Genomic DNA, 15768 nt, shown 5'->3' with positions numbered 1-15768 from the left:
AGGGAATGTCAACATCGTTAAGCAGCAACATCATGCGCCCGACGGCGCTGCCGCAGGTCGAAGCGCGTATCGCCAAGTGGTCACATGTCTGTTATCAAAAGCATTCTCACGACGAATTTTCGTTTGGCATCATTGATAGCGGTAGAGCGCGCTACGACAATCACGTGCGCCAGCATCAAATCGGCGGTGGCGATGTGGTCACCATCAATCCTGCAGACATGCACTCGTGCAACCCACATGAGGGCGAATGGTCGTATCGAATGCTATTTGTCGACACATTATGGATGGGGCAGATGCAGCAAGAGGTATTAGGGCGCCGCCAGATGGATTACTACGCCTTTATTTCAGACTTTGAACGTCGCGCCGATTTCAGCCTTCAGTTTGAACAGTTATTTGCCGCACTCCTGCAAGAGCAAGATGCTTTGTCTGCGCATACCTTGATGTATGAATTCATCGAGCGATTGTATACGCCGTCGGCGGTGGTGACCGACGGCAGCCAGCTTGCTACCCAGCGCAAACGTGCCCCGGATTATCTGCTGCGCGCCCGTGAGCGCCTGTTTGATGAAATCGATCAGTCGATTGGTCTCGATGCGCTCGCCAATGAGGTGGGCGTGAGTCCGTATCATCTGATCCGCACGTTCAAGCAATACTTTGGCCTGTCGCCCCATGCGTACCTTATGGATGAACGCATCAAACGCGCCAAACAGTTACTGAAGCAGGGTGAAACAATTGTCGACACCTCGCTTGCTTTAGGATTTGCTGATCAAGCTCACTTTCAACGTAGCTTTAAAAGTCGTATTGCACTGACACCTAAGAAATATCAGTCCTTCTTCACACTTTAAATCCTCTCAAATCTCCCTGTCAGGTCTGCTTACGACCTTAGTCTAAATTGTCGACAATTTGCTTGATTGTCGACAATTTGATCGTCTATCTTAAGTTTAACCCTTTGGTAAGCCCTTCATCGTTGGATGACTTTTCTTGGCTTACCCACTTTGTAGAAGATGAGATGATGACGACTGAATTAAAAAAGCGCGCGGCAGGCGAGAAAGAACATACCAAATCAGAAAGCCTGACCGAATTTTTGATCGAAGCGATCGTAGAAGGGGGCATGGCGCCGGGCAGTAAAATCTCGGAACCCGAGCTGGCCAAGCGTTTCCAGGTGAGCCGCGGCCCGCTGCGTGAAGCGTTAATGCGTGTGGAAGGGTTGGGGTTGATCGAGCGTATTCCGCATGTCGGGGCGCGTGTGATTCAGTTCTCCACGGAAAAATTGCTGGAATTGTACGCGGTTCGTGAAGCGCTGGAAGGCATGGCGGCACGCTTAGCGGCGCGCAATATTACTGAGATCGAACTGGCTGGGCTGGAAACGTTATTGTCGACACATTCGGCGCACATCGATCAAGTTGACGGCGCGTCGTATTTCCACCAGCAAGGAGATTTCGATTTCCATTACCGCATTATTAAAGCCAGCCGCAACACGCAACTGGTGTCGCTACTGTGCGACGAGCTTTACCACTTGCTGCGCATGTACCGCTATCAATCGCCACGCGCTCACTCGCGTCCGATTGAAGCGTTGGAAGAGCACAAATTCATTCTGCAAGCGATTCGCGATCGCGATGAAGAGCTGGCAGAAATGCTGATGCGTCGACACATTTCAGGTAGTCGTCGCCTAATTGAAAAACAGATACAAAACGAAGCCCAAGATTAAGGAGAATCCCATGAGCTTAAGTCCGGGTGCGAAGTTCAGGCTCGCTATTCAAACCAATCAGCCGTTGCAGATTGTCGGCACGATCAACCCTTACTGCGCCATGATGGCGAAGAAGCTGGGGCATCAGGCGATTTATCTGTCGGGTGGTGGTATCGCTAACGCGTCTTATGGCTTGCCGGATCTCGGGATCACGACACTCAACGATGTGCTGGTGGACGTAGAACGCATCACCAACGCGTGTGATTTGCCTTTGTTGGTCGATATCGACACCGGTTTTGGCGGCGCATTTAACATTGCCCGTACCATCAAAGCGATGGAAAAAGCTGGCGCCGCAGCGGTGCACATGGAAGACCAAGTGGCGCAGAAACGCTGTGGTCACCGACCCAACAAAGCGATTGTCAGCCAGCAAGAGATGGTTGACCGCGTGAAAGCGGCGGTGGATGCGCGTGACAATCCGGAATTCGTCATCATGGCGCGTACCGATGCGCTGGCAGTAGAAGGCATGGACAGTGCGATTGAGCGCGCGATTGCGTGTGTGGAAGCCGGCGCTGACATGATTTTCCCAGAAGCAATGACCGAACTGAAACAGTACGAGCAGTTCTCGACCGCGCTGCATTCGGCAACCGGTAAGCATGTGCCGATTCTGGCCAACATCACTGAGTTTGGTCAAACGCCGCTCTACAACTGTGAAGATTTAGCCAAATCGAACGTGGATATGGTGCTTTACCCATTGAGTGCGTTCCGTGCCATGAACAAAGCGGCTGAGATGGTGTATCGCCACCTGTTGGAGATGGGCAATCAGGAAGCTTTGCTTGGTCAAATGCAGACGCGTAAAGAGCTGTATGAATACCTCAATTACCATGATTACGAAGACAAGCTGGATCAGCTGTTTTCGGAAGGAAAGTAGGCGACGTTGAACCTCGGTTCGACAAGGTTCAACGCGAAAGCCCATAGAAAAAGCGAAGCCCAAGAAAAATAAAATCGGAAAGTAAAATAGTATCGGAAAGAAACAGGCCCCGACCGGATCATGTGTCAGGCGGGGAACACCCAATAACGTGAAACCGCTGCGCCATCGAGCTTAAGCTGGCCCAATGAGGCCGATTCAATAGGATCCGAAGCGCGGCAAGAAAAGGAGTTCTACATGCCTCAGTCTTTGACAAAGAAAGCTGAATTAGGCGGAGCAGGCCTGCGTGGCCAAAGCGCTGGAAGCACAGCTTTATGTACGGTTGGTAAAACCGGAACCGGTCTGACCTATCGTGGTTATGACATCACGGATCTGGCAAATCATGCGCAATTTGAAGAAGTTGCGCATCTGCTGCTCGTCGGTCACTTGCCCACGCAAGCTGAACTGGATCAATACAAAACCCGTCTGATTGGCCTGCGTGGCCTGCCGCAAGCATTGAAAGAAGTGCTGGAGCGTATTCCTGCCGACGCACACCCGATGGACGTGATGCGTACCGGGTGTTCCATGCTGGGGAACTTGGAAACTGAACACGATTTTTCACAGCAGCTCGCTGCGACAGAACGCATGCTGGCGCTCTTCCCAGCCATTATCTGTTATTGGTATCGCTTTAGCCATGATGGCGTGCGCATCGATACAGAAGACACCAGCGAATCTTGTATCGGTGGTTATTTCCTGAAAATGCTGACCGACCAAGCGCCGAGCGATCTGTTCAAGCAAGTGATGCACTGCTCGTTGATTCTGTACGCAGAGCACGAGTTCAACGCGTCTACCTTCACGGCTCGCGTGTGTGCGTCCACGTTGTCTGACCTTCATTCGTGTGTGACCGGTGCGATTGGTACGCTGCGCGGCCCGCTGCATGGCGGCGCGAACGAAGCGGCGATGGCGATGATTGAGAACTGGAAAACGCCGGATGAAGCGGAACAAAACATTCTGCGCATGCTGGAAAACAAAGACAAAATCATGGGCTTTGGTCATGCGATTTACCGTGAGAGTGATCCGCGTAACGCCCTGATCAAACGCTGGTCAAAAGAATTGTCCGAAAAAGTCGGCGACACCCATTTGTATGCGGTTTCTGAACGCGTGGAAGCGGTGATGAAACGTGAAAAAGGCTTGTTCTGTAACGCCGATTTCTTCCATGCATCCGCTTATCACTTCATGGGGATTCCAACCAAACTGTTCACGCCCATCTTTGTGATGAGCCGTTTGACGGGTTGGGCTGCCCATGTGTACGAGCAGCGTGCGAACAACCGCATCATTCGTCCAAGTGCGGACTATGTTGGCCCGGATCATCAGCAATGGTTGCCGATTGAAAAACGCGGCTAACTCGCTCAACAATGACCGTGCGATTGAGCGCGGTCATCATGGATTTGCGATTCGCTGATGGGCGAATTTGCCTGCCACGGTTGTGACGCCCAAACAACTTAAAGCGCTTGCGACACGCTTGCTGCTTTAAGTGGCAAGGGAATAGTAATGAATCGGATGGATACTATGACCACTCAAAACGATATGAACAGCCAATACCGGAAACTGCTACCCGGCACAAATATCAGTTATTTTGATGCCGAAGAAGCAGTCAACGCAATTGCGCCCGGTGCCTACGCGACGCTGCCTTATACCTCGCGCGTTCTGGCTGAAAACTTGGTTCGCCGCTGCGAACCCGAAGCACTGACAGACTCTCTGAAACAACTGATTGAACGCAAACGCGACCTGGATTTCCCTTGGTATCCGGCGCGCGTAGTGTGTCACGACATTCTTGGCCAAACCGCGTTGGTTGATTTGGCTGGCCTGCGCGATGCGATCGCAGAGCAGGGCGGCGATCCGGCCAAAGTGAACCCGGTGGTGGAAACGCAACTGATTGTTGACCACTCGCTTGCGGTCGAACACGCAGGGTTTGAACCGGATGCGTTTGAAAAAAACCGCGCGATTGAAGATCGCCGCAACGAAGACCGTTTTCACTTCATCGAATGGTGTAAAACCGCGTTTAAAAACGTCAGCGTGATTCCTGCCGGCAACGGCATCATGCACCAGATCAACCTGGAAAAAATGTCGCCCGTGGTGCAACTGAAAAACGGCGTGGCGTTTCCTGATACGTGTGTCGGCACCGACAGCCACACGCCGCACGTTGATTCTCTTGGCGTGATCGCGATTGGCGTCGGCGGTTTGGAAGCCGAAACTGTGATGCTTGGCCGCCCATCCATGATGCGCCTGCCGGACATCGTCGGCGTGAAACTGACCGGCAAACGCAAACCGGGCATTACCGCCACTGACATCGTTTTGGCAATCACTGAGTTTCTACGCGGCGAACGTGTGGTGTCGTCTTATCTTGAATTTTTCGGTGAAGGGGCGAAACAGCTCACCATCGGCGACCGCGCGACCATTTCCAATATGACGCCGGAATATGGTGCCAGCGCGGGCATGTTCTACATCGATGAACAGACCATCAATTATCTGAAATTGACCGGTCGTGATGCCGAACAAGTGGCGCTGGTTGAACAGTACGCCAAACAAACGGGCTTGTGGGCGGATGCACTGGAAACGGCGCAATACGAACGCGTGCTGGAGTTTGATCTCTCCCAAGTAGAACGTAACTTGGCTGGGCCTTCCAACCCGCATCGTCGTTTGCCCACCTCGCAGCTCGCTGAGCGCGGTATCGCCGGAAAGTGGGAAGAAAAAGCAGGCGAAATGCCTGATGGCGCTGTGATCATCGCCGCGATTACCTCGTGTACCAACACCAGTAACCCACGCAACGTGGTCGCGGCTGGCTTGGTGGCGAAAAAAGCCAATGAACTGGGCTTGGTGCGTAAACCGTGGGTGAAAACCTCATTTGCGCCGGGCTCGAAAGTCGCCAAATTGTATCTTGAAGAAGCCAATCTGTTACCTGAACTGGAACAATTGGGCTTTGGTATTGTGGCCTATGCATGTACCACTTGTAACGGCATGAGTGGCGCACTGGATCCGAAAATTCAACAAGAGATCATCGATCGCGATCTGTATGCGACCGCAGTGCTTTCAGGCAACCGCAATTTTGATGGTCGGATTCACCCCTACGCCAAACAGGCGTTTCTGGCTTCGCCACCGCTGGTGGTGGCTTATGCGCTGGCGGGTACGATTCGCTTTGATATTGAGCGCGATGCGCTGGGGCATGATGCCAACGGGAAACCGATTTACCTCAACGACATCTGGCCAAGTGATGAAGAGATTGATGCGATTGTGAATCAGCACGTTAAACCGGAGCAGTTCAATCAAGTCTACATTCAAATGTTTAAACTCGATGACGCCGAGCAAAACAGCAATCCGCTGTACGACTGGCGCCCAATGAGTACCTACATTCGCCGTCCGCCGTATTGGGAAGGCGCACTGGCGGGTGAACGCACGCTGAAAGGCATGCGCCCATTGGCGGTGGTGGGTGACAACATCACCACTGATCATTTGTCGCCATCGAATGCGATTCTGGCCAGCAGCGCCGCGGGTGAATACCTGACGACAATGGGCGTGCCGGAAGAGGACTTTAACTCCTACGCGACGCATCGCGGCGATCACCTGACGGCGCAGCGCGCAACGTTTGCCAACCCGAAACTGTTCAATGAAATGGTCAAAGAGAATGGCGACGTGGTGCAAGGCTCGCTTGCGCGTATTGAACCGGACGGCAAAGTGACGCGCATGTGGGAAGCGATTGAAACCTACATGCAGCGCAAACAGCCGCTGATCATTGTGGCGGGCGCCGACTACGGCCAAGGGTCTTCACGTGACTGGGCAGCCAAAGGCGTGCGCTTAGCGGGTGTGGAAGCGATTGTCGCCGAAGGCTTTGAGCGCATCCACCGTACCAATCTGGTCGGCATGGGTGTGTTGCCCCTGCAATTCAAAGAGGGCGTGAACCGCCTCACGCTGAGGCTCGATGGCACCGAACTGTACGACGTAGTGGGCGATATCAAACCGGGCTGCGATTTGGCGCTGGTGATCACGCGTCAAAGCGGCGAGAAGCTGGATGTCGCGGTGACGTGTCGTTTAGATACCGCCGATGAAGTGCATGTGTATAACGCAGGCGGTGTGCTGCAGCGTTTTGCGCAAGACTTTCTGGCCAACTGAGAAGGAGTGATGCAATGAGCAATGTCAGCACAACTTCTCCATGGACCACGGCTGAGATGCTGTCTCAGCCCCTATCTTTTCAAAACCGAGAGTCTTCTCAAACCCGAGTGCCTGCGACGTACATGCGTGGCGGCACCAGCAAAGGGGTATTTTTCCGTCTGTGCGATCTGCCGCCTGCGGCGCAGGTGGCGGGCGCGGCGCGCGATCGCTTACTCATGCGCGTGATTGGCAGCCCGGATCCGTACGGCAAACAGATTGATGGCATGGGTGGCGCCACTTCAAGCACCAGTAAAACCGTGATTGTGTCGCAAAGCACCCAAGCGGATCACGACGTCGATTATCTGTTTGGACAAGTATCGATTGATAAAGCGTTTGTCGACTGGAGTGGTAACTGCGGCAATCTGTCGGCAGCGATTGGTCCGTTTGCGATTTACGCCGGATTCATTGCGCCCGAGCGCATTCCTCACAACGGTGTGGTTGCGGTGCGCGTGTGGCAAGTCAACATCAGCAAAACCATCGTGGTGCATGTGCCGATCAAAGATGGCTTGGTGCAGGAAACGGGCGAGTTTGAACTTGATGGTGTGACGTTCCCAGCGGCTGAAATTCAGGTCGATTTTATGGATCCGGCTGATGGGGAAGGCGCTATGTTCCCGACCGGAAATTTGGTCGATGATCTTGATGTTCCGGGCGTCGGCTCATTGAACGCCACGCTCATCAACGCGGGCATTCCGACGATTTTTGTCGATGCTGCGTCGATTGGTTATCAGGGCACGGAGCTACAGGATGACATCAACAACGACAGCCAAGCGCTGGCGATGTTTGAAACCATTCGTGCTTACGGCGCGCTGAAAATGGGGCTGATTCAAGACCTCAGCGAAGCGCAAACCCGTCAGCATACGCCCAAAATTGCCTTTGTCTCCAAACCGCAAACCTACACCGCATCCAGCGGCAAACCCGTTGCAGCCAGTGATGTCGATGTACTGGTGCGCGCGTTGTCGATGGGCAAATTGCATCACGCCATGATGGGAACCGCTGCCGTTGCCATCGCTGCCGCGGCGTGTGTGCCAGGAACGTTGGTCAATTTGGCCGCCGGGGGCGGAGAGAAAACGTCGGTGACTTTTGGTCACCCTTCGGGAACATTAAAAGTTGGCGCCAGTGCAAGCGAAACGACGCAAGGTTGGGTGGTCGAAAAAGCCGTGATGGGTCGCAGCGCACGTATTTTGATGGAAGGTTGGGTGCGCGTGCCCGCAGAAACCATCAACCACGGCTAAGCCAGAACAATCAAGGAGAAGCACCATGTCTGCATATTTAAAGGAATATCAATGGGCTAAGGATGAGCCGCAAGCGTTCTGGAAAGCGCAAGCCCAAAACATCGACTGGTTTGAATTCCCTCAAACCATTTTGCAAAAAGACGAACACGGCATTGAACGCTGGTTCCCGGATGGGTTGCTCAACACCTCGTGGTTGGCGTTGGATTACCACTGTGAACAGGGGCGTGGCGATCAAACCGCGCTGATTTACGATTCGCCGGTGACGGGCAAAAAGCAGCGCTACAGCTACACCGCGCTGCGGGATTGTGTCGCGCGCGTGGCGGGTATGTTGGCCGCGCAGGGCGTCACCAAAGGCGATCGCGTGATCATCTACATGCCGATGATCCCCGAAGCGGCGATGGCGATGCTGGCGTGTGCGCGTTTGGGCGCCATTCACTCGGTGGTATTTGGTGGCTTTGCGCCAAACGAGCTGGCGGTGCGGATTGAAGACGCTGAGCCCAAAGTCATTATGACGGCCTCTTGCGGCGTAGAAGTCAACAAAGTGATTCCTTATAAGCCCTTGGTGGATAAGGCGATCATGGATAGCCGCTGGAAACCTGAACACGTGTTGGTGTATCAACGGCCGGAGTGCCCAGCCGATTTAACCAGCGAGCGCGATTTGGAATGGAACACGCTGATTCAAAGTGCGCGACCGCACGCGTGTGTGCCAGTGTTGGCGACCGACCCGCTATACATTCTGTACACCTCGGGTACGACCGGTAAACCGAAAGGCGTGGTGCGCGACAACGGCGGTCATGCGGTGGCGCTCAAGTACTCGATGAGCAGTATTTATGACATGCCACAAGATGGCGTGTTTTGGGCTGCATCCGACGTGGGTTGGGTGGTGGGGCACTCATACATTGTTTACGCACCGCTGTTGCACGGCTGTACGACCATTTTGTACGAAGGCAAACCAGTGCGCACGCCGGATCCGGGTGCCTTCTGGCGTGTGTGTCAGGAATATAAAGTCACCGCGCTGTTTTCTGCGCCAACGGCTTTCCGCGCCATCAAAAAAGAAGATCCGGAAGGGGAACACCTCAAAAAGTATGACTTGTCGAGCGTGAAAACCATCTTTATGGCGGGTGAACGTTTGGATCCGCCGACTTTAGAATGGGTGGAATCAAAAACCGATAAGCCGGTGATTGACCACTGGTGGCAAACCGAAACGGGCTGGGCGATTGCCGGCAATCCGACCGGCATTGAACTGATGCCGATTAAAGCGGGTTCAGCGACCAAGCCGATTCCGGGGTATCAAGTGGAGATCCTCAATGAACTCGGCGAGGTGCTGCCACCCAATCAACAAGGTTTTGTGGCGTTAAAACGCCCGTTACCGCCCAGCTGTTTGCCGACTGTGTGGCGCAACCACGACCGTTTTGAGACCGGTTATCTGTCGCAATTTCCGGGGTACTACGTCTCGGGTGACGGCGGTTATCTCGATGAAGACGGTTATCTGTTCATCATGGGTCGCATTGACGATGTGATTAACGTTGCTGGCCATCGCCTCTCGACGGGTGAAATGGAAGAGATCGTCGGCGCGCACCCTGCGGTGGCGGAATGCGCGGTGGTGGGCGTGCACGATGAACTGAAAGGGCAGTTGCCACTCGGACTCGTGGTGCTGAAAGATGGCGTGAAGATCGATGCGCTGGCGCTGGAAACCGAATTGGTCAGCAGCGTGCGCAGTCAAATTGGCGCGGTGGCGTGTTTTAAACACGCATTGGTGGTGGAGCGATTACCCAAAACCCGTTCAGGTAAGATTTTGCGCCGCATTATCCGCCAGATTGCGGATGGAGAAAGTTACACGGTTCCATCCACCATTGACGATCCAACTAGCCTCAACGAATTGGAAAAGGTGCTGCATCATTAAGGTGTAGCTTGTGCTCAAGCCGCGTGAGAACGTTCTGGCATGCGGCTTGAGGAAACTAGGGGAAACGCAGTTCATTTTGACCCTTTGTGCTCCGCGCTCGCGGAGCATTTTTTTACCTGCCGCATACGATGCATCATATGTATTCAAAATATATATGGGTAATTGCCTGAAATTTATCAACTTATGCAAATACTCATTATTTATTTCAATTAGTAGGCTTTACATATAGTAAGTAAGGCTTACTATATGCCTAGCTTGTTTCTAAATGTAACCGTGCATTGAGAAAGATGAATAACATAAATCAAAAGGCGAAGTTATGACGGCTCCATCCATTGGCTATTTACTGTGGGATGTTATGCGTCTGGTACGGAAACAGTATCAGGAAGAATCGGGGGCGAATTGCCTCACCATTGCACAAGCCAAAGCGCTGTCACAGATCGCCCGTTATCAGGGCATCAAGCAGGTGGAGCTGGCGGAACTCCTCGAAATCAAACCGATGAGCTTGGTACGAGTGATCGACTCGTTGGTCGACGAAGGGTTGGTTGAACGTCGTCCTGATCCCAAAGACCGCCGTGCCCATCAAATTCATTTGTTGCCTGATGCTGAGGCGCAATTAGTGAAAATTAAAGCCGTGAGCAATCGTATTTGGGATGAAGCCTTGCAAGGTTTAACGCCAGAAGCGCGCGAGCAATTCATCAGTACGCTGGAACACATTCACAGCAATCTCTCCAAATAAACAATACGTATCAGGAATATCTTGTATGTCTAACGAACAATCACAGACGCCTTCACAACCTGTATCCAAACCACGCCGCAAAACCAAACGTGCTGTACTGCTTTTTCTGGTGCCGGTGCTGGCCGTGGCCGGAAGCGTGGCGGTCTACCTGCATGGGGGCCGTTATGTTGAAACCGACAACGCGTATGTAAAAGCAGACAAGACGTCAATTACCGCCGAAGTCTCTGGCCGCATTATCAATGTGCCAGTCGAGGAGAACCAACATGTCAAAGCGGGCGAGTTGCTGCTGCAAATCGACCCAACTTCATATGACATCGCGGTGGCACAGGCGCGCGCCAATCTTAATGATGTCAGCACCTCACTGACCACCTTGAAGGCGGAATACCAGAGCAAACTGGCGAACATTGAGGTGTCTAAAAGTCAGCATGAATACCTTAAAAAAGAAGAAGCGCGTCAGTTTAACTTGTTGAAGAAAAAATACATTTCTGAATCTCAGTTTGATTCAGCACGCCAGAAAACCCTGGTTGTGGAACTTGAAGTCAACGCACTGAAAAAAGAACTCAAGCAAATTGAAGAGAGCTTAGGCGGCGATGTGACGGCACCAGTGGAACTGCATCCGAAATATCGTGCGGCGTTGGCAGCACTGGAAAAAGCGGAAAACGATCTGCAACACGTCAATGTGTACGCGCCCGCAGATGGTGTGGTCACCAAAGTGGTCGAGAAAGGGCAATACACGTCACCGGGCACATTGGCGATGATGCTGATTTCAGCCTCGGATATTTGGATTGAAGCGAACTTTACCGAAACCGAATTGACGCACGTTCAGGTTGGACAGGACGTGGACATCAATGTCGACTACGCGCCGGATTTCAAATGGCATGGCGTGGTGGAAAGCCTAAGCCCAGCAACCGGATCCGAATTCTCAATCATTCCGGCGCAAAATGCGACGGGCAACTGGGTGAAAATTGCCCAACGTTTGCCGATTCGTATCCGCATTGAGGCAAACCCAGAAGCGCCGCAACTGCGCGCAGGGTTAAGCGCAGTCGTGACGGTTGATACCAAACATCAACGTCATCTGTCGCTGTAAGGCTGAGGCGCTCAGATGGAAAGTCATGCGACACCTGTCGCGAGTGATGACAGCGGTAAACGCGGGTTTATTACGCTGTCGGTCATGCTTGCGACCATCATGCAGGCACTCGATACCACCATTGCAAACGTGGCGCTGCCGCACATGCAAGGCGCCATGAGTGCAACGCAGGATCAAATCTCATGGGTTCTGACGTCGTACATCGTCGCCGCCGCAATTGCGATGCCCCTGACGGGCTTTATCGCGGCGCGCATTGGGCGTAAGCGTCTGTTCCTCTATTCAGTGGTTGGATTTACGTTTGCGTCGGTGCTGTGTGGTGCGGCGCAATCGCTGGAACAAATCATCCTCTTTCGCTTGTTGCAAGGGATCTTCGGTGCGAGCTTGGTGCCGCTTTCCCAGTCGGTGCTGCTCGACACGTATCCCACCGAACAACATGGTTCGGCGATGGCGATGTGGGGCGTGGGTGTCATGGTTGGGCCGATTCTCGGCCCGTCATTGGGGGGCTGGCTCACCGAGTACTACAACTGGCGCTGGGTGTTTTACATCAACGTGCCGTTTGGGATTCTGGCGTGGCTTGGCATTGCGGCGTTTGTGAAAGAAACCAAGTTAGACCCCAGTCGGCGCTTTGATGTGTTTGGCTTTGCGCTGCTCGGCCTTGCAATTGGGTGCTTGCAGATGTTTCTCGATCGCGGCGAATCGCAGAACTGGTTCTCCAGTATGGAGATCGTCATTGAAGCGGGCATTTCCGTGTTGGCGTTTTACATGTTCACCGTGCACATGTTTACCGCCAAAGCACCGTTTTTAGAGCCGGTCATGTTCAAAGACCGCAACTTTGTGGTCGGGCTGTTGTTTGGCTTCATGATGGGCGTGATTTTGCTCGCGACGATGGCATTGTTGCCGCCGTTCCTGCAAAACTTTATGGATTATCCGGTGTTGGATGTTGGCTTACTGCTCACGCCACGCGGTTTTGGCACCATGGTCGGCATGATGATCGTCGGGCGGTTATCGGGCAAAGTGGATTTGCGTTACCTGATCACCATTGGGTTATTGCTGATGATCTTCTCGTTGTGGGAAATGACGCACTTTTCAGTATTCGTCACACGTTGGGAAATCATCCATACCGGGATTGTGCAGGGGCTGGGGCTGGGATTGGTCTTTGTGCCGCTGTCGACGCTCACGTTCTCCACATTGGAACCGCGCTATCGGAATGAAGGAACGGCGCTATTTAGCCTGATTCGTAACATTGGTAGCAGCATCGGTATTTCGGTGGTGGTGACTTATCTTGCGCACCGCGCGCAGATTAACCATGCGGTCTATTCCGAGCACATCAATCTGTTCAATCCGGCGTTGCAAGAGGCGGTGCAGAAAGGGGTGTATGACATCTCGAGCACGGCGGGATTGGTTGAAGTCAACAGCATGGTCAGCAGCCAAGCCTATATTTTCGGCTATTTGCAGGATTTCCGTTTCATGATGTACGTCTGCGTGGTGATGATTCCGCTTTTGGTTTTGTTACGCAAGCCGGGGAAACGTTAAGTTTCTATTGAATAAAACGCCGCTCTGCGGCGTTTTTGTTTTATTTTCTCAAGTATTAATCTCAATACTTAGCTTTTTGCGATAAAAACTCACCACACCACGATGTTTTTTTCTCGGACGATCTTATAAAATCTCCTCAAGACTTCTTGATTAACTTCACAAAAATGTCATCAGTTTCGCTCCAAGCGGCTCAAATAGCAGATTTAGAAATTTTGAATCAATTGATGTTCGACCTGCACGATGAACACCATCGCGCCTGCCCGGAATATTTCAAAACGGCAGAAGAGGTGGAGCAGGAAAAGAGTATCGCGCGCTATATTGAAAATCCGGATTGCTTGGTGCTGGTGGCGAAAGTCGATACCCAGATCGTCGGTTTCATTACGGGGTATTTTAGTGAATTAGTCTCATCGGTCAGTAAGCCTGTGCCGATGGGCAGTATTGATGAGCTCTACGTGATGCCGCAATACCGCCAACAAGGCATCGCACGCCAACTGTTTTCTCGTTTAGAGCAAACGTTTGTTGAGTATGGCGTGGCCGAGGTGTTTGTCGAAGTCTGGGATTTTAACAAGGAAGCACAATTATTTTATCAGGATGTCGGTTTTTCCCATCATATTCATTGGTTGAGAAAGTCAGTGCGTCGTTCTTAGGTGGCTGACCCTTTGTGATAATAGGTTATTAGTGTGTACAAGCGATTGTCAGTACTCGGCTTCAGTTTAGTGATTTCTCTCGCGGCGTCGTTTTTTACGTATGCCGCTCCTCAAGTCGCGCCCGAGCATTTAAGAGGGGCGCTGTGCCTTGTTCGAGCTGATGACAAAATTGTGTTGGTCGACGAGATCATTACCAAACAACTCTCCCTGCCTGGCGGCACCATTGAAGGCGGGGAATCACCAGAATTGACGGCGCAACGTGAAACGTGGGAAGAAACAGGCTTGGTGGTGACGGTCGGCAAACTGCTGGGCTATACCGAAAGTGCCGCCGTTTATGATTGCGTCAGCGATTCAGACATCATCGTGTATCAATACATCAATCGCTGGGGCGGGTATGAATTGCCAGTGTGGTTTGCACCGCATTACGGCATTGAAGTGTCACAAGCGATGTTGGTGCATCCGAGCCGAATTGCAGACAGCCAATATCGTTTCCCCAAACAGTGGGCGCATATTCAAACGCTATTTAAGGACGCGACCAATCAGTCAACCAATGTGGTGCCTGAACTGATTAAAGCGGCCCCCGCGCTACATCAAACCGAAATCGGTTGGATTGTTGCGCTGCAATACGCAGTGGCAAGTTTGCCGCACGTGGTTGAAACGGCGTTGAGCCAACTGATTTTGGTCAGCGGTGCGTTGGCATCACCGGTGCTGGGGCTATTGTTGTTTCCGTTTTTCTATTGGCAAAGTGGCCGCGCGTTTTGCTACAAAGCTTTCTTTTCTGTCACGGTGATTTCGCTGGTGTGCTTGATCGCTCAGCAAGGGTTTGCCTTGCCGCGCCCACATGCGTACATGCCATCGATTCAACTGGTGAGCAGTTCGGGTCATGGTTTCCCTAGTTTACCGTTGGCGGTGTGGGTGTGTTTAGGCATTCTCTGGCTGCTGGAAAATGAAAAACTGGGTTGGAACAAAAGTACAGGCGCGCTGCTGGTCTCAGTGTTGTGGTTGTCGTTATCCAAGTTCTATTCAGGCAGCGCGTTTATCGTCGATATGTTGGTCGGTGCGGTGCTGGGTGCGTTGGTTGCATGGCACATTGTGCGTCTGGATGAAAAAGCGCAAATTCAGGTGGATCGCTTGCTGTGCTCAAGAGGGCCGTGGCTCACCTTGACGGCGATCGCTGCGGTGGTTACGTATTTGTGGCCGATGCCTGTGTTCACCTCTTGGCTGGTCGTGTTAGCGGTCATGACCGTGGTGGTGATGCTGACGCGAGATGCCAACACCCATGCGATGTCATTTCGACAACTGCTGTTTGTCATTATGGCCTTACTGCTCGCCAATGAGCTGGTGAGTTACGCCGCAACGTTCGTGTCATCCAGTGGCACATGGTCGTTGGCGTTGAGCACACTGCGCGAGCCGATTCTGATCATCTTGTTCGTGCTCATGGCACGACTCGCAACGCGGCAGTCCGTCACGGAAGTGACTCCCTCATGCGATTGAACAAAGCCCGGTGATCTCACCGGGTTTTTTATTTCCTGTCCTTTGCTCATTACGCCCTTCGAATAATATTCTGTTATTTCAACGAATTGTTCGAGTATTTCTCTCATCAGTAAATTGGCCTGATTCGGCCTGTTTCTGCACCGACTTGATTTCACGCGAAATCATCATGTCATCTGAATATTTGGAAATGATCGATTTCTTATTCAGATAACATATTGATATATAATTAATAAAAATTATTTGTAAGAATTTATTTATTAAATATTAATATGAAACGCTTGTCATAAAATTGCCGTAGTCATAGGATAGCTGAGAACACTTTTTGTACAGGATGTGTGCAAA

11 protein-coding genes and 1 pseudogene are annotated in these 15768 nt (G+C 52.2%); all 12 read left to right on the top strand.

Annotation, left to right across the window (positions count from 1 at the left end; translation table 11 throughout):
- Positions 1–5 precede the first annotated feature (5 nt).
- The 12 genes and pseudogenes from ACS18Q_RS07655 to ACS18Q_RS07600 all read left to right on the top strand — a co-directional run bounded on the left by ACS18Q_RS07655 (position 6) and on the right by ACS18Q_RS07600 (position 15426).
- Complete coding sequence (locus ACS18Q_RS07655) at positions 6–842, top strand: helix-turn-helix transcriptional regulator (protein WP_004725783.1); 837 nt, start codon at positions 6–8, stop codon at positions 840–842.
- Between the two features lie 164 nt (positions 843–1006).
- Positions 1007–1705 (top strand): GntR family transcriptional regulator, encoded by a 699-nt coding sequence (locus ACS18Q_RS07650; protein WP_038151103.1) that lies wholly within the window; start codon positions 1007–1009, stop codon positions 1703–1705.
- 10 nt (positions 1706–1715) lie between these two features.
- Positions 1716–2612, top strand: a complete 897-nt coding sequence (prpB, locus tag ACS18Q_RS07645) for a methylisocitrate lyase (protein WP_004725787.1) — start codon at positions 1716–1718, stop codon at positions 2610–2612.
- 234 nt (positions 2613–2846) lie between these two features.
- Positions 2847–3992, top strand: coding sequence for a bifunctional 2-methylcitrate synthase/citrate synthase (gene prpC, locus ACS18Q_RS07640; RefSeq protein WP_055466865.1), 1146 nt, complete (start codon positions 2847–2849; stop codon positions 3990–3992).
- A gap of 165 nt (positions 3993–4157) precedes the next feature.
- The gene (gene acnD, locus ACS18Q_RS07635; protein ID WP_441256875.1) at positions 4158–6755 is read left to right on the top strand and encodes a Fe/S-dependent 2-methylisocitrate dehydratase AcnD; all 2598 of its coding nucleotides are present in this window, start codon (positions 4158–4160) and stop codon (positions 6753–6755) included.
- Between the two features lie 56 nt (positions 6756–6811).
- Entirely contained in the window at positions 6812–8026 is a 1215-nt protein-coding gene (prpF, locus tag ACS18Q_RS07630; protein ID WP_441257630.1) for a 2-methylaconitate cis-trans isomerase PrpF, read from the top strand.
- 13 nt (positions 8027–8039) lie between these two features.
- Positions 8040–9929, top strand: a pseudogene (locus ACS18Q_RS07625) (propionyl-CoA synthetase); the annotation flags it as partial.
- 316 nt (positions 9930–10245) lie between these two features.
- Positions 10246–10665, top strand: a complete 420-nt coding sequence (locus tag ACS18Q_RS07620; RefSeq protein ID WP_014205031.1) for a MarR family winged helix-turn-helix transcriptional regulator — start codon at positions 10246–10248, stop codon at positions 10663–10665.
- A 25-nt stretch (positions 10666–10690) separates the two neighbouring features.
- Positions 10691–11752, top strand: a complete 1062-nt coding sequence (locus tag ACS18Q_RS07615) for an HlyD family secretion protein (protein ID WP_238773067.1) — start codon at positions 10691–10693, stop codon at positions 11750–11752.
- A gap of 15 nt (positions 11753–11767) precedes the next feature.
- Positions 11768–13285 (top strand): DHA2 family efflux MFS transporter permease subunit, encoded by a 1518-nt coding sequence (locus ACS18Q_RS07610; protein ID WP_158165317.1) that lies wholly within the window; start codon positions 11768–11770, stop codon positions 13283–13285.
- A 164-nt stretch (positions 13286–13449) separates the two neighbouring features.
- A complete protein-coding gene (locus ACS18Q_RS07605; protein WP_014205034.1) occupies positions 13450–13932 on the top strand; it encodes a GNAT family N-acetyltransferase in 483 nt (160 codons plus the stop codon).
- A gap of 33 nt (positions 13933–13965) precedes the next feature.
- Entirely contained in the window at positions 13966–15426 is a 1461-nt protein-coding gene (locus ACS18Q_RS07600; protein WP_014205035.1) for an NUDIX hydrolase, read from the top strand.
- The last annotated feature ends 342 nt before the right edge of the window (positions 15427–15768 follow it).

The sequence above is a fragment of the Vibrio sp. Vf1514 genome, assembly GCF_052076135.1.
Taxonomy (GTDB): Bacteria; Pseudomonadota; Gammaproteobacteria; order Enterobacterales; family Vibrionaceae; genus Vibrio; species Vibrio furnissii.
The sequence above is the reverse complement of the archived record's forward strand: the minus strand, read 5'-3'. Positions and strand labels throughout refer to the sequence as shown.